The sequence below is a fragment of the Enterococcus gilvus ATCC BAA-350 genome (assembly GCF_000407545.1).
GTDB classification, from domain to species: Bacteria; Bacillota; Bacilli; order Lactobacillales; family Enterococcaceae; genus Enterococcus_A; species Enterococcus_A gilvus.
On the sequence record NZ_ASWH01000005.1, the window covers coordinates 17,388 to 41,752 of the forward strand.

General features: G+C 38.0%; 23 protein-coding genes. All 23 read left to right on the top strand.

Annotation, left to right across the window (positions count from 1 at the left end; all coding sequences use genetic code 11):
• The 23 genes from I592_RS20415 (at position 1) to I592_RS22320 (ending at position 23,608) form a co-directional block, all read left to right on the top strand.
• Complete coding sequence (locus I592_RS20415) at positions 1 to 717, top strand: hypothetical protein (RefSeq protein WP_010782495.1); 717 nt, start codon at positions 1 to 3, stop codon at positions 715 to 717.
• Between the two features lie 373 nt (positions 718 to 1,090).
• Positions 1,091 to 1,579 carry a hypothetical protein gene (locus tag I592_RS20420; protein WP_010782494.1) on the top strand — a complete coding sequence of 163 codons (489 nt, stop codon included), beginning with the start codon at positions 1,091 to 1,093 and terminating at the stop codon, positions 1,577 to 1,579.
• Positions 1,580 to 1,815: 236 nt separating this feature from the next.
• A complete protein-coding gene (gene dcm, locus I592_RS20425) occupies positions 1,816 to 2,736 on the top strand; it encodes a DNA (cytosine-5-)-methyltransferase (protein WP_010782493.1) in 921 nt (306 codons plus the stop codon).
• A 52-nt stretch (positions 2,737 to 2,788) separates the two neighbouring features.
• Positions 2,789 to 3,217, top strand: a complete 429-nt coding sequence (locus I592_RS20430) for a hypothetical protein (RefSeq protein ID WP_010782492.1) — start codon at positions 2,789 to 2,791, stop codon at positions 3,215 to 3,217.
• Between the two features lie 684 nt (positions 3,218 to 3,901).
• Positions 3,902 to 4,894 (top strand): hypothetical protein, encoded by a 993-nt coding sequence (locus I592_RS20445; RefSeq protein WP_010782490.1) that lies wholly within the window; start codon positions 3,902 to 3,904, stop codon positions 4,892 to 4,894.
• A gap of 383 nt (positions 4,895 to 5,277) precedes the next feature.
• Positions 5,278 to 7,533 carry a VirD4-like conjugal transfer protein, CD1115 family gene (locus I592_RS20455; protein ID WP_010782488.1) on the top strand — a complete coding sequence of 752 codons (2,256 nt, stop codon included), beginning with the start codon at positions 5,278 to 5,280 and terminating at the stop codon, positions 7,531 to 7,533.
• A 33-nt stretch (positions 7,534 to 7,566) separates the two neighbouring features.
• Positions 7,567 to 9,423, top strand: coding sequence for a pLS20_p028 family conjugation system transmembrane protein (locus I592_RS20460; protein WP_010782487.1), 1,857 nt, complete (start codon positions 7,567 to 7,569; stop codon positions 9,421 to 9,423).
• 19 nt (positions 9,424 to 9,442) lie between these two features.
• On the top strand, positions 9,443 to 9,745 hold the full coding sequence (locus I592_RS20465; RefSeq protein WP_010782486.1) for a hypothetical protein: 303 nt from the start codon (positions 9,443 to 9,445) through the stop codon (positions 9,743 to 9,745).
• Positions 9,735 to 10,334 (top strand): hypothetical protein, encoded by a 600-nt coding sequence (locus tag I592_RS20470; protein WP_010782485.1) that lies wholly within the window; start codon positions 9,735 to 9,737, stop codon positions 10,332 to 10,334. The genes I592_RS20465 and I592_RS20470 overlap by 11 nt, the downstream gene beginning before the upstream one ends.
• Positions 10,312 to 12,234, top strand: a complete 1,923-nt coding sequence (locus I592_RS20475; RefSeq protein WP_010782484.1) for a VirB4 family type IV secretion system protein — start codon at positions 10,312 to 10,314, stop codon at positions 12,232 to 12,234. The genes I592_RS20470 and I592_RS20475 overlap by 23 nt, the downstream gene beginning before the upstream one ends.
• Positions 12,234 to 13,937, top strand: coding sequence for an NlpC/P60 family protein (locus I592_RS20480; RefSeq protein ID WP_010782483.1), 1,704 nt, complete (start codon positions 12,234 to 12,236; stop codon positions 13,935 to 13,937). The genes I592_RS20475 and I592_RS20480 overlap by 1 nt, the downstream gene beginning before the upstream one ends.
• A 5-nt stretch (positions 13,938 to 13,942) precedes the next feature.
• Complete coding sequence (locus I592_RS20485) at positions 13,943 to 14,551, top strand: hypothetical protein (RefSeq protein WP_044927079.1); 609 nt, start codon at positions 13,943 to 13,945, stop codon at positions 14,549 to 14,551.
• 23 nt (positions 14,552 to 14,574) lie between these two features.
• Positions 14,575 to 14,940, top strand: a complete 366-nt coding sequence (locus tag I592_RS20490) for a thioredoxin family protein (protein ID WP_010782481.1) — start codon at positions 14,575 to 14,577, stop codon at positions 14,938 to 14,940.
• 8 nt (positions 14,941 to 14,948) lie between these two features.
• Positions 14,949 to 15,749, top strand: coding sequence for a hypothetical protein (locus tag I592_RS20495; protein WP_010782480.1), 801 nt, complete (start codon positions 14,949 to 14,951; stop codon positions 15,747 to 15,749).
• Positions 15,750 to 16,161: 412 nt separating this feature from the next.
• The gene (locus I592_RS20500) at positions 16,162 to 16,434 is read left to right on the top strand and encodes a ribbon-helix-helix domain-containing protein (RefSeq protein ID WP_010782479.1); all 273 of its coding nucleotides are present in this window, start codon (positions 16,162 to 16,164) and stop codon (positions 16,432 to 16,434) included.
• Complete coding sequence (locus tag I592_RS20505) at positions 16,415 to 16,933, top strand: hypothetical protein (protein WP_010782478.1); 519 nt, start codon at positions 16,415 to 16,417, stop codon at positions 16,931 to 16,933. Before I592_RS20500 ends, I592_RS20505 begins: the two co-directional genes overlap by 20 nt.
• Positions 16,930 to 18,162, top strand: coding sequence for a MobP2 family relaxase (gene mobP2, locus I592_RS20510; protein ID WP_010782477.1), 1,233 nt, complete (start codon positions 16,930 to 16,932; stop codon positions 18,160 to 18,162). Before I592_RS20505 ends, mobP2 begins: the two co-directional genes overlap by 4 nt.
• A gap of 69 nt (positions 18,163 to 18,231) precedes the next feature.
• Entirely contained in the window at positions 18,232 to 18,414 is a 183-nt protein-coding gene (locus I592_RS20515; protein WP_010782476.1) for a type II toxin-antitoxin system HicA family toxin, read from the top strand.
• Between the two features lie 36 nt (positions 18,415 to 18,450).
• Positions 18,451 to 18,906, top strand: a complete 456-nt coding sequence (locus tag I592_RS20520) for a type II toxin-antitoxin system HicB family antitoxin (RefSeq protein WP_010782475.1) — start codon at positions 18,451 to 18,453, stop codon at positions 18,904 to 18,906.
• 103 nt (positions 18,907 to 19,009) lie between these two features.
• Entirely contained in the window at positions 19,010 to 20,320 is a 1,311-nt protein-coding gene (locus tag I592_RS20525; protein WP_010782474.1) for a hypothetical protein, read from the top strand.
• Positions 20,321 to 20,385: 65 nt separating this feature from the next.
• The gene (locus I592_RS20530) at positions 20,386 to 20,820 is read left to right on the top strand and encodes a hypothetical protein (RefSeq protein ID WP_010782473.1); all 435 of its coding nucleotides are present in this window, start codon (positions 20,386 to 20,388) and stop codon (positions 20,818 to 20,820) included.
• 12 nt (positions 20,821 to 20,832) lie between these two features.
• Entirely contained in the window at positions 20,833 to 22,467 is a 1,635-nt protein-coding gene (locus tag I592_RS20535) for a DUF3991 domain-containing protein (RefSeq protein WP_244265233.1), read from the top strand.
• 832 nt (positions 22,468 to 23,299) lie between these two features.
• Positions 23,300 to 23,608 (top strand): TnpV protein, encoded by a 309-nt coding sequence (locus I592_RS22320; protein WP_425268440.1) that lies wholly within the window; start codon positions 23,300 to 23,302, stop codon positions 23,606 to 23,608.
• Positions 23,609 to 24,365 lie beyond the last annotated feature (757 nt).

Here is a 24,365-nt window from a genome sequence, read left to right on the forward strand (position 1 = left end):
ATGGAAAATTCAATTAAACGAGAATTTTCCATTCTTTTGGCTAGAAAGTGTGCGCAAGGATTTCTTTATCTTGCGCTCTTGATTTCACTATTACATATGGCTATAAAAGGATGGAATTTAGTCGGAGACAATGTGAAACTAGTTTTTTTGGAGGGAACTGAGACAACGGTTTTACTCTCAACGTTGTTCCACTTTGTTGCGGGCATGATTATTATCGCTCAACTTTTCTTTTTTGGGACTAAATTTATTTCGGGAGAATTTACAAAGAATTATCTACTAATAAAAGTAAAGCTCTATTTCGTTATGTACGTATTATTGGGTGGAGTATTTTACTTAGGGTTCATAGAAACTGAATATGTATCAATGAATCAACTCGAACAATTATTAGGTAACTTGTTGTGCTATTTTTTACTTCGCCGTTTATCGGCGGTAGCAGATCGAAAATTAAAGCTGGAGATATTTCCCCTATCAGAAACTGCTCTTTCGTTAAAAGGTGATACATGGAAGCTGCCTGACGAATGGAAAAGCTATCTAATCTATCAATTTGGAGAAAAAGAGACTGTAAAAACGTACAAATTGGGTAGTGGTGGGACTTGGCTTGAGGAATCGTATGGCGGGAAATTCGTTGCTTGCTATCGTATCCGTTATACGCCATTTCATTTTAAGGTCGAAAACAATCAGATATTCCCGAAAAAGGTAGCGTATGGGAAGAGTTAAAAATCAGCAATAGATATTTGATTGAAGTCGTTGTAAAAGAAAGGAAGTGACTCCCATCATTTTAAGCATAATTCAAGCATTTGATGAAGTGACTCTTTTAAGAAAAGCTATCCAAATAGATAGTTATAACTACTTGAATCGAAGGTGTGGAGATTCGAAGACAGCAGCTCAAGTAATTCAACAGTTAGAGAATTTTTTGTTGAATAATGGCCGTTGCCCAGGTTGATTTTACAAATGTGAAATATGAAATTAGTTCTGTCAATTGCGAAGAATGTTGTGATAGAGGGGAAGAAAGATTCGACGAATACCAAGCTTTACAAGCAGCAATGGATTACGAAGAACTAGATGATTTATATTTAGAAAGTAGAAGGAAGTGTTAGAAATCAGAAGGATAGAAAAAGAATTTTGTAAAAGGCTTAAAGTATACAAAAAAGATATAGAAGATCGCTGGGAAGAAGTAGACGAATATGACATTATAGAATACAGACCATCAAATAAAATAATTAATGATTATATAGACCTATGGTCGGTAGGGGCGGGGTACACTTTATGGATTGATCCAGAAGTTTTATGTACATTAGGATGTGTCGATATTACGATCTATTACAACAAAATGTTTGCTGTTTCAAAAGATCGAGATGGAATATTTATTAACCAGCTGCCTGCGTTAAAGAAAATGATAGATATTTTTTATGGAACACCGTTTAGTTTACAAATAAAAAAAATCAAAGGACTTGAATTTGTCAGATATGAAGTAGATATACCAAAAGTGTTCACTAATAACTTTAGTGAGTTGTTGGTCTTCACAAAGATATTAGACGAATGCTTGCACAGAGTTAATAAATTTGTCGATAACGATTAGTGAGATAAATCTTCTAAGTAGTTGCGAAATACCTTAAACGCAAATTAATAAGAAATGTCAGCTAGTGGAGGAAATCACCAATTTGGTTAAAGGCATTCTTATTAATCTGTTGTTTAGCATTATCGATTTGTTTTGTGGCCACCCTCGTTTATTTTCTTTTAACCAAATAAGTAGTCAATGAAATACAGGGTAGTTCCGCTAGATGGGGCTATCACAGAGGAAATGGAGGGAAAACTTTGCTTCAAATATTAGAACTTTTTGGAGGGATAGGAAGCCCTCGAATCGCTCTCAGAAATATGGGAATACCAACAAAATCAATTGATTATGTTGAAATCGATCAAAAAGCAGTCGATAGTTACAATGCTATTTTTGCTAACGATCATGAAAATAGAGTCCAATCAGTAGTTAATTGGAATTTGAAACCAGATATCCTCATACATGGTAGCCCTTGCCAAGATATTTCTATTGCAGGGCACCAGAAAGGAGCTGACGAAGGTTCCGAAACTAGATCAAGTTTAATGTGGGAAACGTTACGTATCATTCAAGACATGGGGATGTGGCGACCACGAGTAGTGATTTGGGAAAACGTTAAGGCAGTTACCGAGAAGCGCATGAGAAAGAATTTTAACCGCTATCTGGATGAAATGGAAAAGCTAGGATATTCCAACTCTTTTGAATTGCTAGACGCAAGAGATTTCGGAATCCCTCAAGCAAGGCAACGAGTTTTTACAATTTCAATGTTAGATCAACCGCTGTTTAATTTTAGTACTTTAAATCGGACACCAATGCGAGATATTCGAGAGTTTCTTTTAAAAAATGACGAGGTAAGTCGAGTTTACGATGTCACACAACCTAGTGTCTTATCGGTTATCGGGAAGACTGGAATAAAGCGAGCGACAGTGATCAAAGATTTTGCATACACTATCACAACACGACAAGATCGGACACCAGCACAAATAATTGATTGTGGGGCTGGGCGCTTCCGGTATCTAACGGAACAAGAGTGTTGGAGACTTCAAGGTTATTCGGATGACGACTATTCTGCAGCAGCTTCAACAGTCGAAAGAAACGGACGCTTTAGAATGCCAATGTACAAACAAGCTGGTAACAGCATACCAGTAAATATTTTTGAGAGTATTTTTGAAATACTACTCTAACGGAGGATATTGTGGAGGAAAAGATATCTAGTCAGTAAAGGTGGAATTACGAATGCGAAAACGAGATTATCGTGAGTTGCAAGAGACAATACAACTCAAAGATAGTGAAAGCAAGGAAGATGACAATGATCAGGAAGATTATTCAAATGACATTTATGATTCGATAAGAGTTGGTTTTAGTACTGGAACGTTATTTTTACTATTCAAGAATTTTATTAAAACGTCCACTAAGGAATTCAGTCAATGGGAAAACCTCTTATTTAATTTCTTTTTCATGGGAATAGTATATCTGATAGTCCGCATAGAGTTCCTACATTATGTGGAATTTGGAACTTTTAAGACAATTAAAAGAGCAAACAAAGTAGGAGTAAAGAAGTGGAGTATTGTTTTCCTACTATTTATAATCTTAGGTTTTGCTGCAACGATAGCATATTTCGGATTGGAATTTACTTTTATAAGTTGGGAAAGAGTATTTCATTAAAGAGGTGAAAGGATGATAATTTTACTTTTACAGTGGGCATATTTACTTTGTTTGCTACCTGTATGTTTCTATATTTGTTTTCAGATACAAGGCTGTGGCAGAAAAGCGGTAGAACTTTTAGCAAAGAGGAAAGGCTCTTCCCAAGATAAGACTATTTGGATATCAATGATAGTTTTGACACTATTTCAACCTGCTCTATTTATACTCTTTGGTCATCTTGGGATGTACGTATTCAAAGTCATATTCCGTTAATAAGCTGAACACATAACGCAAATGGAGGAAATTGCATAGATCTATTGCATTGAGCGTAAATAGTTAAATGAATGGTTGGTGATTTCAATTAGCAAAGAAGAATTTTTAGCAAGGAAAAAAATGTGGAGTTGTATTTCAAAGACTACTTATTATTTCATGTATGTGATCGTACTAATAGCTCTAACAGCAGTATGTATATTTTTCACTCGACTTGTTAAAACCATCAATATCAACTGGTTAGTTTGGTTTATGCTTGTCGATATTCTTATCTATTTAGCAAGTAGAAGAATGAAACTGAAGGTAGATAAAAAATTAAAAGAAGAGTTTCAAAAACTACATTAAAACTGAAATATACAATCATGAGTAATAGCAAAGATGGTGGAAATAGCTCACCAAACTGTATTTGTTCAAAAATTGGAAAGGAGAGTATTTGTGGCTTTTTCGACAAAACAATACTATGTAAAGCCAGTAATACCGACGGTTAGACCAGAAATCAATTTCAGTGGGATTACTCTGTTGAGCTTCGATGCCAAGCCCGCTCTTTTGTTGTCAGAGGATTTTAGATATAGCAGTCATTTTTATATTGAAAATGATTTACTATTCAAAACAAAATTTTATCAGTATTTTTATAGTTTGAAATCCTACCTGAATAATTTGGTTAGTAAAGGTGCTCGTCAAAATATTCGAGGAATAAGTACAAGCTGTAAGTTTGAAGATCATTACAGGGAATTAGAACAAACAATAAAAAGTTTTAGAGAATTCTTGTTGAAACCAGACATGTACATTTACGAGGACTCGATAAACAAGGAAAAGAGTCATACCTCGGAAGCAACTACGTCCAAAGAACTTCACTATTGGTTAAAAAAAACGTTTAAGTATAGAAAGAAAATGATAAACAGTATTTATCCCAAGCAGCAATATTTAGAATTTCATTCATTATTGAATGAGTGCAACATCTTTTTAAAAATGTTGGGAGAGAATTCGCTACATTTCACAGATTCACTGGATCTATTCTTTGATATTGGTTCTAGTGTTGATTGGTTTCTTCTAAATATCACTGAATGTCCCTATCATGAAGCGAATGACTTCAAGAAGTTGTTCAGTTCAAACGTGAGAGTGAATAATGATCTAGTTACTATTGCCGGAATATTCAACATTATGAAACAACCGAGTGCTTTCGAGCTTTATTTAGCTGATGAGAAACCTTTCTTTGAAAAAATAGAACAATACAAAGGGATATTTCGGGATCTATTAACAAGCGGTAATAGAGTAATAGACTTGGAAACATTGAAACTAAAAGCTCAAAAAGAAGTTGAAACAATTACTAAACAATCCACTGAAACTAGTGAGTGGGAAGAAAAACTGCAAGAAATTCAATCTATGCATGATGTTGCTGTGGAGAGAAAGATCCACGACATCAAGTGATTTTAACTACCATATTAAGAATAAATGAAACAAATTAGCTTATCTGAAGCTGTCAGATCTCAGAAAAGAATCGATGACAGTAAAGTAGGCTTATTTTTTTTATCTTTTTTGAAAGGAGGATCTCTCATGCTTATAATAGCAATTCTCGTATCTTTAGTTATTTGCCTTGCTGAGTCGGCAGATTCGTTTTCGTTAATAAGTCAACTATCATATTTGGTGTTTTCGATATGTCTATTCGTACTATGCGTAAATAGTTTTATATCCGATCAAAAGATAATGTATATCACTATTTGCTTGTTTTGTATATGTGTCATGTTACAAGAATTTCAACCAGTTAAATATCAAGTGAAAGGTTGGTTGATTCGACGAAAGGACGGCGTGTAGTGAATAAAGAAATAAAACAATGGAAAACCATTTTAGCTCATCCTGCTGTTTTAGGAATTGTTGGCGTGATATTTTTTACAATTGCTGTACTATTAGTTAATTTTTTGGTTAATGGCATTGCTTCAATGCAAGGGATTCTTAGCAGGATCAGATATTACACTGAATATGGAGGAGCGCCACCGTTTCAAGTCAGCTCGACATGGTTTCAGTTTCCAAAGCTTCCCTTATTGTGGCTACGTTTAGCCTATATGGGAATTATTGGGGTAGTGATCGTGTTCATACTCTTACGACTATATAAAATGAGAATATCTTATCGAGATTTGAACCATTTAACAAAAGGATCGGAAGAATTTACCACAATCGCTCAACTGAAAAGGCAATACAAAATGGTTGCACTAGACGATAAAGAATACCCAGGGAAGTCAGGGATTCCAGTGGCCAGTGTAACTGTTGAAAAAGGATTCGGCCGCTTTAAAAAATCCATGGACTATGTGTTCATTGATACAAAAAATACAAACTCTTTCACTGTAGGAGGAACACAATCGGGGAAAACCTCACTGTTTTCTTATCCTTCACTGGATCTGATTATGCGAGCAAAGGAAAAAGACTCCGTTATTGTCAATGATTTAAAAGGTGACATGTTGAAAAACACGAAAGCGGAATTTGTCAGATTTGGCTATGATGTCTATTGTCTTAACTTAGTTGATCCCACAAACGGTATTCACTATAATCCATTGGATTTGGTTAAGCAAGCCTATATGCGTGGCGATACAACGAAAGCTCAAATGCTTGCCAATAGCCTATCCTATAGTTTGTATCATAATCCAAACGCAAAGGAACCTATGTGGGAAGAAGCAAGTATATCGCTCTTAAATGCACTGATCCTTGCTATTTGTGAAATCGGTATAGAATCGGAGAAAACGCATATTATCAATATGTATGCTGTGACAAGTATGCTAGAGGAATTAGGAGCCTATCCAGACGAAAAAGGAAATACGGCACTTGATGAATTCTTTGAACAATTACCAGTAACGAGTGTGGCCAGAAAACAATATGGGACTATCAAGTTTTCGCAAGGAATTACTCGAAGCGGTATATTTACAGGAACAATGGCAAAATTAAAAAACTATACTTATGATGCTATTGCCAAATTAACCTTGGATAGTGATTTTAATTTAGAAGATTTAGGCTATGGGGAAAAGCCCATAGCTTTATTTATTGTCTATCCCGACTGGAATGATAGTAACTATAGTATCATTTCGACCTTTCTCTCTCAGGTAAACGAGGTATTAGCAGAAAGAGCGACGCTAACAGGTAAAGGAACTAAGCGCCGTGTTCGCTACTGGTTGGAAGAAGCGGCCAACATACCAGCAATCGATGGCTTGAGTCGATCGATGAACGTAGGTCTCGCCAGGAACTTAGTTTATCACTTGATCGTTCAATCGTACGCTCAGATGGACGATAAATATGGTGAGAAAATGAGTAAAGCGATTACTGGAGCCTGCGGGAATCAAATATATATCATGTCTGATGAATACGAAGACGCAGACTATTTCTCGAAAAAGCTTGGAAGTAAAACGATTGTTACTGGTGATCGGCATGGAGATCCTTTAAGTATGGATAAATCGTACGGCGAACGAGAAGAAGGCCGAGAACTCTTGAATGCGAACGAGCTGCGCGATTTGCAAGAAGGAGAATGGGTGCTTGACAGAACGAAGATGCGTCGAGATTTAAAAGGCAGAAAGATCAAACCTTATCCCATATTTGCAAGTATAGAAATGGGAACAGATATGAAATTTCATTATGAATACTTGCTCCCTCGATTTGACGGGAAAGAAAATTTAGATGAAATGGATTTGACCGTCAAAGGCAAGAAAGAAATAAATTTAGTTGATTACATTGTCAAATGGGATCGTGTTCGTGTAGATGAACACGATTTAGAACAGACGCAGCATCCACACTCAGAAAAAGAGAATAGACAGGAGGAAGAACAATTGAAAGAAACCTTACAATCAATGGATAGTGTTTTGCTAGAGTCAAAGACAAATCAAACACTTTCGGAACAGATGGGATCTGTCAGCTTTAATAAGTTCATGCATGCGGCCTATTTGGACAAATTGACGACTCGCGAAAAAGAGCGACTAAAAGAATTGACTTCCTTGGAAGAATTGAAAGTGTTCTGCCATACCGAAAAACGTCCTACATTGCGTAAAATGTTTATCGAGCATCAAGGAGTAGTTGACATCAATGGTTAGGACGGCAACTCAGAAAGAAGGTGTTAAGCCTACATGGTAGAAAAGTTAATAAAATTCAAAGATCTATTGCACGTCGCGAATATTTTTTGGGACATTCTTCGAGCAATTAGCTACGGATTTATGGTGATTTTAGGAAGCGCAGTTGATTTCATTTCTGGTGGTGCAAGAGAGGTTTTTCAACTAATCAATTTTTTTGAATATGCACCAGTACAAAAACTAATTAGTGATTATCGACCAGTTTTTTATGCGTTAGGATCACTCGCGATTGCTTATTTTGGGTTACAACTAATTATTAATAGAAAACTGGATCGGGACAAAATACTAAATAATATGGTATTGGCGTTCACGATCCTTTTTTTATTGCCCTGGGGAATGAGTGAATTTTCTGCATTGACTAGTGGTGGGGTGAAATCACTTTCCGAAGGGAAAAGTACCGCAAGTACGGAAGTGTTTAAAGCTAACATCACTGATCTTTATAAAGTTGATAAAAATGGTTGGAAGTCGGCCGAAGTTCAAAATGACATCAAAGAAAAAATTGATGTTGAATTACTAGATATTACTGAAAAAGTTGATACGAGCGGATGGTTTTTTAGCGATTCTCCATTATCAGACGATGGGAAGAAACTGCTAGAGAAAAAACTTGTCAAAGTCGGTGAAAAATATGAAGAAGGAAAAATGAAAAGCTTTTGGAAAATCGGTGATCCTGCGTATTACCGCTACGACTGGCATCCATTTCTGATAATCATCGAATTGATTACGAAGGGCATTGTTTATGCTTTCGTAATTTATAAGTCTGCTCGCTTAATGAATGAGGTCGGGTTATTGTATGTAGTCACCATGGGAATATCACTCACAGATATAAAAGATGGTCAACGAAATAAACAACTAGTAACTAAAATTCGAGATACATTCATTGTCATGTTTTTTATGGTTCTTCTTATTAATTTCTTTGACCTATGGAGTGCTTTTGTTGCGAGCTCAAAAATGTCAAGTTGGGTAAAGCCGATCGCTGTAGCAGCGGGAGCGGGTCTGGTGATAGATGGACCTAATTTTATTGAACAAATGTTTGGTTACGATGCAGGACTTTCTAGCGTAGGACGGTCAGTGATTGCTGCGTCACAAGGGATTATGGCCGGTAAGAGTATGACTCAAGGAGCAAAATCAGCGATTCAATCCATGCCTTCTAAAATTGCGGGTGCAGGCCGACGTGCTGCACGTATTGGTGGTTACACGGGCGGTGCGATCAAAGGGGCACTTGATGGCTTCAAACCAAAATCACCTGATGGAAAATCACCACTACCACCAGAAGGTGGAAAAGGGAACAAAGGCGGCGGAGGAAACGGATCGCCGTCGACAAAAACGCCTAGTACACCAAACACGTCTCCACAGGGATCAGGTACGCCTTCTGGAAATGACCACTCATTACCTGGGCGATCACCAGGGGAATCGCCAAGTGATCAAAATATACCTGAGAATAAAGCCGCTACAGACATGCCGAAACCATTACCACCCCTGGCTAATTTGGGAGATCAGGCAGAGAAAAATAAAGCTGATCTGGCAAAACAAGGTATCTCACCCACAAAACCACTATCAGACGTTTCCAGCGCTTCAAAAGCAAGGAAAGCTTTAGAAGGCCAACCGCAACATCCACCTGTTCCAAAAGTATCGGGGGATCAATTGCCAAAAAATGTTCAAGAGGCAAAAAATAATTTACTAAAAGACCAGGCACCACGCCCAATTGATACAGAATCATTGGGAGACAAAGCAGTAAATCTTTATGCAGACACTGCGAAACGACTATATTCTGGTGAAACGGCAACTCGAACACGTAAAGTTTATGACGTATCAAAAGCGACTACTAAGCGAATTGATAGCAAGTTCAGAGATTAAATAGGCAAGGAGGTACGCCATGCGTAGAGAAGTGGCCAGACCCAAAGAAGCGGTGACGGAAATCAAACAAGGAAAGTTAGACTTAGCAGATGTTCTAATTATCATGGGCAGCGCAATCGTCGGCTTTTTAACAAAATTTTTAGTACCAGAAATCTTAGAAGTTGTGTATGTGCTTGCCTATCCAATATCGCTGTATTTTCTACTATCACCTAGCGACGTTCCAAATAAAAAAACGTACCAGGTAGTTATACAGTTGTTCTTTAAAGACAATCGAACATATCCAGCTATGCCGAAGTCAAAGGAGGAGACAGATGAACTTTGATTCAGTAGAAAGAAAGAAGCAAGAAAAGAAGAAAAAGTCGAGAGGTGTCACAAAAGAAATTTCTCGACTGACGAAAGTTTATCCAGTGGCCGGCTTTGAAGACCAATTCGTTAAACTTCGTGTTCGCGGGAAGGATATCTACTGCGTTATTTTAGACCCTAAAAAATATGATTTAGAACTTCTTGATGAAGCTGAGGTCGATCGAGTGACAGAAAGCTATTGGAGTTTTCACAAACAATATGCCTATTCAGTTAAAGAAATATTTATGAACTTTCCAGAACAGAATCAAAAACAGCAAGAATATGTCCGATATAAACGAGATCAAGCGTCAGAACTTCACCAGATGCGGATTCTTCAATCAGAACTGGAAAAATTGAAATATATTGAAAAGCAGTATAAAAAATCCGCTTCTTATCTGTGTTTGTTTGGAAATACAAAAAAAGAATTATCTGATCGGCTTCAGTTTATGAATCGGTTTAGAGGGCTGTTTCAACAAACGATTCTTGAGCGAGATCACGTTGAACAGATTTTTAATTTATTAAACAATTCAGGAGGAATGGAACTTTATGGCAGCGAAGAAAACGACTGACACAGATTTACAATTCATCTACCAAACGCAGCCAAGAGGGGGTATCTCTTTCAAAGACGATTTCTATATCCGTTTTGGCGACGGCTATCGCACAACCATTCATTTAATTGCGACGCCAACAATCATGACCGAATTTTGGATGATGGATATTACTGCAACAGAAAATGTGATTACAACAATTGATACCATGATCGATACAGATGTTCCCTACAAAAAAGAGGTCAGTGATTCGATCGAAGAATTACAAGTACGGAAGAAAAAAGCAACGGTCACAGAGCAAGACGATTTGGATGATGAAATCAATATTTTAAGAATGCTGAACTCGTCAATGAAAAGCCAGGGGGAACAAATAAAAAAGTGCTTGATCCGCATGTATGTTACGCAACCGACGATTGATAGTTTAGAAAAACAAGTAAACGATATTCTAAAGAACATTGAATCGGAAGGATACGTAGGAACTGTTTTGCTCGGAGAGCAAAAAGAAGAATGGCAATCACTATTTTTACCACTCAATGAGCAGCGGCGGTTGAGAAATCGACGAGAAGGAATGGATATTCAGGCAGAAGCATTAGGACTTGGATTTGCGCACAATCAAACGTCATTGTCTGACGAAATGGGATTTTATTATGGGTTTACTCGTACTGGTGGGACCGTCTACTGGGACATGTTTACTAAGACGGCCAAACGCTTATACTACAATCTCTTTTTAGCTGGTGATATGGGATCAGGTAAGTCTACGGTTCTAAAGAAGTTACTTCGTGATAACGCGTCGAAAGGGAACTATATTCGCGGCTTTGATAAATCAGGGGAATTTTACGATATTGTCAAAGAATACGGAGGGGTATCTATTCCTTTAGATGGCAGCGCGGGTGTGTTAAATATGTTCCAGGTCTATCCATTAGTATCTCAACAACTAACGGAAGACTCACACGAAGTGGATATACGCGGTTCGTTCTCCCAACATATTTCTATGTTGGGAATTTTGTTCCAAATCCTGAATAAAAAAGCCGACTCTGAGCTTGTAAGTGTCTTTACTGACATTGTTTGGGATTTCTATATTGACTATGGGATTTGGCAAGAAGACGAGAGTATCGACATCACGGATCTATCAAATGAGGAGTATCCGACTGTCGGAGATTTTTATAATTACTTGGAAAAGATCACTCCAACGATCGACGAGGATCTTGTTGCATATCTTCAAAAAATCAAGATCACAATAAAACCACTTACGAAACAGTTCTCACGTATTTTCAATGGAAAAACAAGCGTACCCGACTTAGGCGATCAGCAGATCGTCTTTTTTGATATTGCGGGAATTTCTTCTCAAAGTGCCGAGCATTTTGACTGTCAATTGTTCCTGGCATTAAACAATATTATGGGGAACGTCAATCGAATCGGAAAAGAACAAAAGATGATGTATGATCGCAAACAAAAAAACTGGTGGGATATTATTCGTTGTCTGATTATCGTTGATGAGTGCCACAACATGCTGAACATTGAAAAAGCTTATGCAGCTAAATGGTTTGTGACACTTATGTCCGAAGCACGGAAGCTGTTCATCGGATTAGCGCTTGCTACTCAACGTGTCGAAAGAATGTTTCCAAATGCAGACAACGCACAAGATAAAGACACCGTAGAAGCAGCGAATAAACTAAGGGAAATATTTGGTTTGACGCAGTATAAAATTTTACTGAAGCAAGATATTACTTCGATCAACTTCCTGCGTAAGATATTCGGAGACGTATTCACGGAGACAGAATACAACATGATCCCGCAATTTCAAACTAGTAAAGAGATAGGCGGGTCTCAAGGAATTTTAAGTATCTCTGGTGATCAGAACTTACAAATGACTTTCCAAGTAACAGATGAAGAACTAGCGTTGTTTAATGGAGGTGCATAATGAAAAAATGGGCGAAAAAACTACTTGCTAAAAAGTTTCTTTTGCCTTTTTTGTTCTCTAACTTTGTAGGGCTACTCATGGCATTCATAATCATTGTTTCAATGATTATGATGCTTGTGGGAAGTAATCAATCAGAATGTGAGCCGGAGTCTTCATCATTTAATACCGTCGCACCAGAAGAAGGTGGAGCTGTACCGAGTTCTGTAGATGAATTTGTCAAGCAACATAAAGATGCGTATGTTCTGGCGTGGAAAGCAGGTGGTTTTTTACCTTCCGCTAGTATCTCACAGACAATGGTAGAGAATGGGTTTAACTTTACAAATCCATCGGGAACTTCGTTCTGGCAAGCCCATAACATGGGTGGCGTGAAAACATCCAAAAAAGGCGATTTCCCTGTGACGCTTGCAACGTTCGGTGACGATTCGGTTGATATAACTGGAACAAAACCAGGAACAAACGTTGGTGATAATACAGGCGGAGCCTACACCTGGTTTAAAAGTTACAGTGCAGGAATTGTAGGAAAAGCTGAGTTTATGGCGCACCAAACACTCTACACTGGTGCAATAAACAACACAGATGGCGCAGCTGCATTGACAGCAATATTTAACGGCGGATGGGCAACTGATCCAAGTTACTTAATGAAACTTCAAAGTACCTACAATACGCTAGGTAAGAAGTATCAATGGCTCGATCAAGAAGCAATCGCCCAACATGGAACGTCACCATACAAGGCTGGCGGTCTACCAAGTGTAGGCTCTGGGACAATCGCTGATAAACGAAATGATTCTAATGATATGGACTCTGGAAAGAGAGCAAAAATCATCGAATTAGCAAAGAGTCGGCTAGGGATTCCCTATGTATGGGGTGGTCGAAATTGGGAGACAGGAATGGACTGTTCGGGTCTAACGTTGCTCGTTTATAAACGTGTCGGAATTGAACTCCCTGAGACATCTGAGACACAGTCAACCTTTGTAAAGGAAATCAGCAAAGATCAGGCACAACGTGGCGATCTTGTATTTTGGGGGGCGAAAGGAAGCTCGCACCACGTAGCAATCTACGCAGGTGATAATAAGATGATCGAAGAACCACAACCAGGGCAGGTATGCCAAGAAGTTCCGTTACGAGGAGATCACTGGTTTGGTACTTTAGACGGTTTAGGAGAAGACTCAGAAGGCAACGATTCAACAGATTCGAACTGTGAAGTTTCGACTACGGATACACCAGATACTTCAGGTCAAATCGTTGGTCAAAACTCTGCACCAACGTTAGATGTTCCCGCAGAATACAAAGGAAAACTGACTTTACCACCACCTGATAATAACAACTATGCAGGGAACAACTACCCATTTGGACAGTGTACACACGGTGCTTATAATCGCATGGCGCAACTTGGAAAAAATATTGAGTGGTTCTCCGGTGACGGCGGGAATGGCGGCTCGTGGGGAGCGTCAGCGAAGGCTCGAGGGTATACAGTAATAAAAGGAAAACCAGAAGTTGGATGGGCGGCTAGTTTCTATGGTGGACTCGCAGGATCTACGCCACCATACGGGCATATCGCGGTCGTGGAATACGTGAATCCAGACGGTAGTATTTTGATAAGTGAGACGAATGTGGTGAACATTGGATCGGGTACACGATCATGGCGTGTCATCAGTAAAGAGACTGTTTCGCAAGTCGATTTTATTCAAGGAAAGGGGCAGTAAACAGAATGAGACTATCATCAATGACTGCTAAAATAGCGCTACTATTTGGCGTAGTAATATTTATTTTTGCGTTTACCTGGAACAAAGATAGACAAAAAAATGACAACAAAATTAACGCGCTAGAAACAACTATTTCACAGCAAAAAAAAGAAAAAGAAGAGTTAACTGGCCAAATCGATCAGCTGACAAAGGAATATGATTCTTTGTACAAAGAAAAAAATGGTTTAGCAAATGATCGGTTGTTGACCGCAACAAATAAATTGTTTTCTGCTGTTTCTGAATACGACACAAGCAAAGAACAAGATAGCATACTCGAACGAAAAAAACGTGCAGCTGAGGTTGCAGATGCCTCCGCGCTTGAAGGGATTTTCCCAAAAGATGCGGATAAAGGCGCTGCAACAGTTACAACAATTTCAAAACTGGAAAAGACACCTGAAGTGTATTTATTGTCGTCAGATGAGAAGGAAGTTCGCGCATTAGTTTGGACAGATTACAGTATTTCGATTGCTGAGAGTGAGAAACAGATGGGAACGAATTTGTACAAGGTTACATTCAATCAGCTGACGCAAAAATTTGTTTCGATAGAGAATCTTGGCAGCGTTAAGTCGCCGTAATGGAATAGAAGGATCGTAAATAGATGAAAAACAGAATCAAGGTAATAATGGTAATCGTGTTGGTTTCTGTCTCTCTTTACACAGGAATACGAACAATCATTGATCAAAAGGAAAAGGATCAGCGAGTCGTTGTTCTTGATCGGGGTGAACAGAAGAAAATTGTATTTTACAAAGACGACTGTCCAGATTGCCAAAAGATATTTAACCAACTATTTTGGCATGATGTCCGTCATAAGGATATGATTTTCGTTAATTTAAACCAGGAAGAAAACAGAAAGTATATCAAAATTTATGACGTGAAAAGCGTTCCTACGATTGTACACAAGAGTCAAAAATATGAAGGAACAGATCAGAAAAAAATAGGTACAATTCTAAACGAATCGAGGTGAAAACCTAGTTGGCAAACAAAGTGAATTTGAGAAAAAATGAACGCAAGAAATATAAAAAGTTGGTTTTAATTATTGCTTGCGTGTTCGGGCTTTTGTTTGGAAGTCGATTGATTTTAAAACCACGAGTGTCGACTGTTGCAACTAAGATAGGGGAAGAAGTTTCCCTAGATACACGAAAAATGACACTTGTAAATATAGACTATTCAGAAACAAAAGACTGCCTGACATTCGCCTTTGTTTCTCCTGTTACTAGTTCGAATGTACTCGAACAATTGAAGGTAAAAGCAAAGCAATATCGTACTGATGAACAAAAGTATTCGACAAAGATAAAACGAATAAATGAGCGTCTATACGTTGCTTCAGTAAATGGATTGGGCGAAAAATGGAAGGAAGTCACAGTATCCATTTACCCAAGTGACCGGAAGCCGGATAATCTCGCGAACGATCAAAAATTTCATTTCACGAAAGATTTTTTAGAAGAAAAAGGGTTCATTAATCATTCATTGACTGATAAAGAATTGGAACATTCTACACAAGAATTTGAGTTGGATAGTGTTAAAAAGGAAATTCAAAAGAACAAGAAAATTGTTAAAAAGAAGGAGCGAGATATTAAAAAGATTGAAGAGATAAACAAGGAGTTAACCGCTTCTCTTAGCACAAAAACGGACAGTGAAAAAGAAGAAATCGAATCAACGATCAACCAAAATTTGAGTCAGATCACAACGTTTGAGAAAGAAATAGCTGACGTTGAAAAGGAAATAAAAGAACTGGATCAGAAGCAAAATATTATAGAAAACAGAACTAAATAGGTTGGGAAAACGAAGAAAGACTTTGATTTTTCCAACATGCTACAAGCATGGCGAACTAATAAAACTCTCAGAAAAGGCCATGCTCTGAACATGGTTTACAGAAAAGTAATGAAAAACGACCATGCTGAGAACCTGGTCATTAATATTTTTTCTGTTTTTGACCATGCCGACGGCATGGTGTTCTAAGAAATCACTCAGAAACGACCATGCTCCGAGCATGGTTCACAAAGATTCTTGGGGTCACTAAAAACCAACCCGCACTGCGGGTTCCCCCATGTTTTGGGGGCAGGTTTCCCTTATGCTCTTAGAAAATCCCTCTGACTTTGTTTCACAAAGTCGGGGATTTCTAAGTTCTCCGATCACGATCGGATTTTTTGTTTTGAATATTTAGATTTAGAAATGGGGCAATCTAATGGATATTAAAGTAAGAAATCTACCTGCAAAAACAGTCGCTTCGCTAGACGAACTTGCAGCAAAGTCGGCGTTGTCTCGTGAGGAGTACATCCGACAATTGTTGGATCACCACGTCATGTACATTGAAGTCGAAGGACTGAACAAAAAATACGAAAATCTAGTCGAGTCAGTGACAGAGAACGTGCTTGCGTCGCTGAATTACAATTCAAAAATCATCAATAAATTTTTAGAACTACATGGGGTGAGTATCGATGAAGAAAGCGGAGATTAACTTTCGTGAAGCTGATGAGTCAGATTATGGATGGGCGTATCTAAAACCCTACATGGAAAAGCATTCGGGCAAGCCATTGTATGTCGTGCTGGAGCAAATATTTCGAGAGCATGAACTCTACAAGGGAATTGCTGAAAGTATTCTGACCCTACAAAGCTCATTAGACAAACAATTAGCTGACCTTAAAAAAGAGACCCACTTCACTTTGTTACGTGCAGGTGACGCAGAGAAGAGTGCTCGGACGCTGTTGCACCTTGCGAATAATTCTATGTATGTGAATGATGTGACCGACTACCTTCCAATGGCTGAAATGGTGACACCACCAGTAGAAAAAGCTACTCGAGAAGTCCAAGATTATTATACGCAACTCTCACTGAAAAAACGTAGTCGCATGGAATCGTCCGAGGTGGAAACAGATAGAAACAATGAGTCGTTGGCCTTAGAAAAATTTGAAGAGAGTGCTGCTGATCCAAAGGTCACTGAAAGTCTTATTGAATGATTAAGGCGGCAATTTTTACGAAGTGGAAATTCGTCCAGTCAGGTGCGAAACAGTTTCAGTCATACATTGAATACATTGACCGAGAAGAAGCAATACGTTCAGGAAACTTTCATAAGTACAACGTGTTGCCAACAGATGGCTTCAATGAGTACATGGAGAATCCCGAAAAGTCTTCTGGACTGTTCACGCAAAATAAGAACCAATTAACCAAAGACGAGCGAAAAGAGGTGAAGCGGCTATTTGAAAAGGCGCAGAAGAATGAGTCGATCATGTGGCAGGACGTTGTCAGTTTTGACACTCGATGGTTGATTGAACAAGACTTCTATGATCCAAAAACCGAGGTACTGAATGAAACAAAGATCATGAATGCTGTGCGAAGTGCAATGAAGGAACAATTACGTTTGGAAAACTTAGAAAACAGTGCGGTCTGGACTGGGGCAATTCATTATAACGAGAAACACCATATCCATGTTCATTTAGCAATCGTTGAGCCAGAACCTACACGTCCATATGGAACGTTTACCCGTCGTGATGGGTCAACGTATGAAGCGAGAAAAGGATTTCGATCAAAGAAAAGTGTTGATCGTTTCAAGAGTCAAATCATGAGTCAGTTGCTAGATCGAGATCAGCCTTTAGCTCAAATATCCTCACTTGTTCGAAACCAAATTGGACGACACAAAGGACAGATGCGACGATTGCCAGATTCACAATTGCAATACCTGTACAGTGAAATTTATTCCCATTTACCGTCAGATATGCGCCAATGGAAATACAACATGAATGCCTTAGATTCTATTCGCCCTACGATTGATCGTTTTTCTAAGACGTATATCGAAACGTATGAACAGACAAACTACCAGGAGTTACAAAGTTTGCTAAAAGAGAACAGCCAATTTTATATGAATGTCTACGGAGAAGGAACGATAGAATATCAACGGGCAAATGATTTCATGACGAATAAAAATCAAGAATTGTTTACGTTGTTAGGGAACTCTTTATTGAGAGAAATGAAAGAGCAGAAGATCCAAGAAAGACAAAGTCAAAGAATGAATGTTTCAACTTCAAATAGAGAATTTCCAATAGTGCAAGAATCTTCTAGACAAGGAGACGCCGATTTAAATAAAATCAAAAAGGCGTTAAAAAAAGACTTTCAAAGTATGAAGAATCAGCAAGAATATTTGAAAAATATGCGGGAAAGAGAGCAGCTAGATCAAGGATTAGATCGATAAATTGATGCTCAATTATTTACAGCACGTGCTACACGTGTTATAATATTATTGTCAGGAGGTATAGTGCACATGCCAATGACACAAAATGAAATGGTAAAGCTCCTACTTGACCACGGTGGCGTAAAAGTCAAAGGTGGCAAAGGTTCTCATGTTAAAGTGAGATTTCCAGGAGTGAACCGACCGATCATTGTTCCTCAGAAATTACCTAAAGGAACAGAAAACGGTATTTTGAAGCAAGCAGGGTTAAAGTAACTCTGCTGTGCTTCATTGAAGAAAGGAGAATGATTGATGCTTGTTTCTTACCCTGCTTTATTTTATTTTGAGAATAGTGAAGATTATGACCCTGGTTTTTCTGTTTTCTTTCCAGACTTTCCTAATACGGGAGGTACGAGTGGTTCAACGATTTCGGAAGCACTGGAAATGGCGTCTGACTACTTGGGAATTATGTTAGCTGATGATATTGAGGATGATCGTGAGGTCCCGAAACCTTCGCTGATTAGCTCCTTATCACTTGATAAAAATAATCCATTTAAAGACGATCCCGACTTTAATCATGAATATGATCCAGAAAAGTCATTTATCTCTATGGTTGGTGTTGACTTGTCAGAATATCTAGGTAGCAATGACCCTGTGAAAAAGACGCTAACTATTCCTAAATGGGCAAACAGACTTGGTAAAGATTTAGATTTGAATTTTTCAAAGACACTAACAGAGGCAATTGTTGAGAAAAAAATTGGAGTATAGTCAATCCTGAATTTGATTGGAAATACAATACAACTGATATAAAGACACCTTAGGAGAAACGATGTTATCGTTTCTCTTTTTTATCGTTTAGGGAGGGAATAAAATGATCGATGAAAAATTTTGGAATAAGTATGAGCGAAATATGTCAAACCCTATTTCTAGATTTTTTAACAGAGCTGAGATCCGAGAAATGGAAGATGAAATAAGGAACGCGAATGATTTTGTTTCGAGTTATGAAGCTGATGGGTTGAATATGAATAGTACAAAAGAGTACGAGCGGAATATGGCAAAAATACAGCAACAAGAGTCTCTATTGAAGAGACAGGCTGAAATTGTTGGAAATTCATTTATGGCACCAAGAGCAAAAAGCGAAGGAGTAGGAACCGAGCTATTCAATTTAGAAATGGAACGAATTAACTTTAGAAATCAATATGAGCATATCATTGATTATGAAGCAAAAACAGCTGAAACGAATGATAGCCTAGATTATGCGACTGAGCTTCTTAGTAAAGAAGGGCTGTACCTTAATGCTGAGTTATATTCAGCAACTGAAGTCAACGATTCTCGAGTCAAACTTGTTTATGAAAGTGATCTAAAAGGTTATATAGAAAAGAATTTTGAATCTACCCCATCAGTAGCGGAAATTGTATCTTTCGCGCAAGAAGAAAAGTTATGGACGAAAACTCCACCCGATATTCAAAAGGAAGTTTTAAAAGAATTAGATAAGGTAGACTTCGCAGTAGAGGATGTTCCATTTTCATATGCAAATTATTGTTCGGAGTTTAGTGAAGCTGAGAATGTTCCTACAGTCCATGTTTTTAACGATGCCAACTTGCCCTATGAAACATTAAGTTATAACCCTGAAATGAATACCTGGCATGGAGAGAAATATGAATTCAATATCCCTAATCCTGTTAATGAGTTGCAAAAGATTTATAATGAGAACAAACTAAGCGTTGGAGAAATAATCTCAATAATTGAAGAACCCGAAATGGATGATCCTAGCAATGATTTCATGGATGAAGATCAAACTCTTACAGGTTACGATCCGGATGCTCCACCCAATAGGATTCAAGCTGAAGCTTTGTCAGAAGGGTGGATGTGGGTTGAATATCCTGATGGGAGTGGCTGCCTAGAGTCCCCAGACGGAGAAAGTTATTCTTCATATGAAATTCATTTTGATGGAAACATAGAACATCAAAATCTTGAAGATAAGCATTGGGAACTTAGTATTGATGGTTTCTCTGAATTCAAAAATGAAGTTGAGCAGAAAATGATTTCTAAATTAGGAAACCAAGTAGCTAAGAGCCAATCGAACGAACAAAGTTTGGTTGAAGCTCCGGTTGTTGAAATTCGTAGAAATGCCAGTGCTGAAAATGGTGGATTAAGTGCTTCAAAAGACATAACTCGGTAAGTAGCAAGCACAGAATATGTTGATAGATAAAAGATCGATTAAAGAAAAAATTGGAGGGAATATCTATGGAAAAACAGACTTATACATTAGGTGAATTAATAAATGCTGTTGGCCAACGAGAAGATGGATTTTATCAAATACCCAGTTCGGAATTATCGATCGCTGACAATCGTTTTTTCGACCGTCTTGATATAAAACATCAAGACAATGAAAAGGTATTTGTTTTGTCAACGCTAGAGTTTGAAAAGGATTATCTCGTAGTTGGGCCGGATGAAGTGAAGTGGATCGATAATTGGTCTGGAGAGGAAGAGCGGGTGTATAAAGGAACCGTCATGGAAAGTTTCGAAATTTCGTTTGATGAAGAATCGTTTAAAGTTAATGGGAAAGATCTCCAATTTAGTAAAAAATCTCAGCAGATTGAAGCTCCTACTGTTCAAATTGGCATGAAAAATACAAATACACAAACCAACCGAACTAATTCACATGAATTAGACCGCTAGGGGAATAGGTTGATGGAGGTGAGTATAAATAGCTCACCTCTTTTTTTATTTTTTTGGAGGTGTAAAATGAGCAAAAGTGATTATAAGCAGTTACTAGAAAAAGCAAAAAAAATCTCTATTGTCTCTGTTATGGATGAACAGGGAATGGGCTATATTGATATGAGAAACTTTGCCCAGGGTATAGAACATGACAGCTTAATGATAGACAAAAGAAAAAACAGATTTTACTGGAATTCACAAGTGGAAGATGGGAAGGTTGTCAGTGGCGACGTAATTGATTTTTTAGGTGTGTTCTTCAACAAAAGTCATATGGAGGCTTTAAATTACTTAACGCAAGAAGGACACGATCAATTAACGGAAACGTCGATGGATATGAAACCGAAAGAGCCTTTTAGTTATTACTTCAAACATGATCAATCATTTGAGGAAGTAAGAAACTATTTAGTGAATGAACGAAGTCTTTCGGGAATATTAGTAGACGCTCTGCATGATAAGAAATTTATTCACCAGGATAAGTATAAGCAAGCGATATTTGCCTGGTCAGATACAGGAAAAGCTGTCGGTGCGTCAGTCATTGGTACAGAATATAACCCGCTGAGATATAAGAAATATGGCAGATTTAAAGGGATCGCTTTAAATAGCGAAGGAAATTATGGATTCAATGTAACGCTGGGTACACCCGATCGTCTGTATGTGTTTGAATCACCAATAGACATGCTTAGTTACTGGACAATGAATCCAACATTGAACAACTGTATGCTTGCAGAAATGGAAGGCTTAAAAGAACAATCGATTTATAAATTTATTGAGCAGATGTACTTATCAAAAGGAGCGTTGCCACATGAAGGCATTTATCTAGGTGTAGATAATGACTTTGCGGGGCAGCGTTTTTTTGATAATCTCTCGAAGCTTTCCTATGTAGATCCTACCGGAAAAGAATTTTCATTTCAAAAGATGATCCCGCATGATCGGGATATTCCGAAAAGCAACTTGGAAGTATACACTGCTGTTGGTAACGGTTATGGCGTCGATTGGCGAATGCTTGCAGCAATCCATAAATCAATCACTAACTTTTCCGATGAAGGAAAAATGGCAAATTCGTGGAAGGTGAAGACTTTTTATTCTGAGGAAGGGTTTGATCTAGCTGAAGAAACAAAGCGAGTTGCTGAAACTTTGCTTGACCATGAAATTGACACAAAAACCTACGACTTACAAAAAATATTTAAAGTTCAGGAGGAGCTACCTACAACTTCTATCGATGGAATCGTACGAAAAATTACACAGTATTATAGAGAATACTGTGATTTTGGGTATCACGCTGCCGATGTCTTGGTTAAGGACTGGAATGATGCGTTGCGTTATCAAGTCTTAGTTGGCCAGGAAGCGCAGATAATCAATTCGATCTACCATAATAGGGATCAGGAACAGATGAAAATCATTCGTGATGAGGAAAAGAAAAAATATATCGCACTATCTTTGTCTGATCCAAATCGAGAGCCTTTCTTTGAAGCAGATAATCCACTAGAAGCAGAAATGCTAGTGAAGAACTATGGCTTCCAAGCAGTGGATAAAGAAGATCGTAAAAAATATGGAATTGATCAAACAAAAGAAAGACAGACAGTTTCAGCAAGAGAAGCTGGCAGATAGGAGGACACGATGAGTTTATCAGATTATTGGGAGAATCAACCTGGCCGATTAGAACACCAGGATTTAAAAGGAATGTATCGGACAATTATCGAGAGCGTGACAAGCAGCGAACCTGAAATATTACAGTTCCTCGAATATAGCAGTCAGTTGTACAAATACGAAATGGATAGTTTGTTATTCGCATATGGACAGAATCCAATGGCAACCTATTTAGCAGATTTCCAAACATGGAAGAATGTCCAACGCTCAGTAAAACGAGGGTCCAAGGCGATTAAAGTGCTTCATCAATCGGAGAATGGCCGTTTTTATCATTCAAATCTATTTGATGTCTCTCAAACAGTAGGGAGAGAGATAAACTTTCCTAATTGGTTAATGGATAAAAACGAGTATCAAAAAGTAGTAAATAATGCGTTTCCGACCAATGAATCTCAGGATGATCCACTATGGCAGGGGATACAAGAAAACTATGCACTGGAAGATTTAGCGACTGACCATGCATCCGACTTTCCTTTTTACGGTGAATTGTCTGAGTTTATGTTACAGCATAAGCTTGGGCAATCCCCACGCTGGAAGGACTACATCGAATGTGTAGAGCCATTAGTAAATAATCCTGATTTATTAGTGGCCACGTTGCCAAGAATACTTAAAACCAATAGGAATATACTATCTATTATCGCAGCAACGAAAAATGAATTTACGAAGGAGCAAGACTATGGCCAACAATCTCGACAAATTGGAAGAGTACAATCAGCAGCAAAAACAAATCAACCAGGAATATCCAAGACGAACGGAACCGATACTTCAAATGAATTATCAGGAGAAGGACGGTCTGATGTATCCAGAAGTAGCGAAATTAGTACAAAATCACGATCTGACTCCAGCAGAGAAAACAATACAACTGTATCTGGAGGAACAGAGACCCACCTTGTATCAGGAACTGAAACTAACGGGGCTGTTGATGATTTATCTCAATCAAAAACAACAAGAGATCCAAACAAAGGAACAGACGGAATACCTGAAACAAATGGAGGCGATAGCACCGACTCTTCCGAAGGATCTTCTACAACGAACTCGAAAACTGAATCAACTGAAGCAACAGATTCACGAAACGGTGTTACAGCAGATTCTTCCAATGGAATAGAAAATCCTTCGAAGATTTCATTTAATCAAATTAATGCTGTTCTCAAGGTTGGTTCAGGTGTTTCAGGGGGGAAACTAAGAATTCAAGAATATTTTTCTCAAGAAACGAACACTAAAAAATTGGTTGATTTTCTGAAAAATGAATACGGAACTGGAGGAATGTCTAATAGTGGAGGCACAGGATTAACGATTCAATTTGATGGGAAAGGCTTTAGGATAGGTCATCGTTTTACTGAAAATGAGAATGCTATCCATCTGTCTTGGAATCAAGTTGCCGATCACATAAAGTTATTAGTCTCGTCAGGTAAGTATTTAACTGCAGATGAAAAAATTGCATATCACGAGCGCTTGGATGAAAAACAACAGGAAAAGACTTCCGAATATAACAAAATGTCTACTCGAATGGAGGATACAAAAAGCTTAGAACAAGATTCTACCTTGTTTGATTCAGCAGCTTGGACAGAACTTCCAGATGATTTCCGATATCAAGAAATCAATGGTCGATCATATTTAATCAACGAAAAAGGAGAATATGAAAAAGATCCCGTCAATGTCCTATTTGAAAATGGAAAAACGTATTACCAAACAATTGAAAAGACGGAGATTTCGAAAAAAACGGATCATGAGACTAGTCAAGAAGAGCTAACTATCAACCTGTTTGATTTTTCCTATAGTGATCCGGTAGGGTCTGAAAGAGCAAATGTCTCCCGAAAAGAAGACATTCCAACTATTGATCGCATAGATTTTACCTTTCCAGA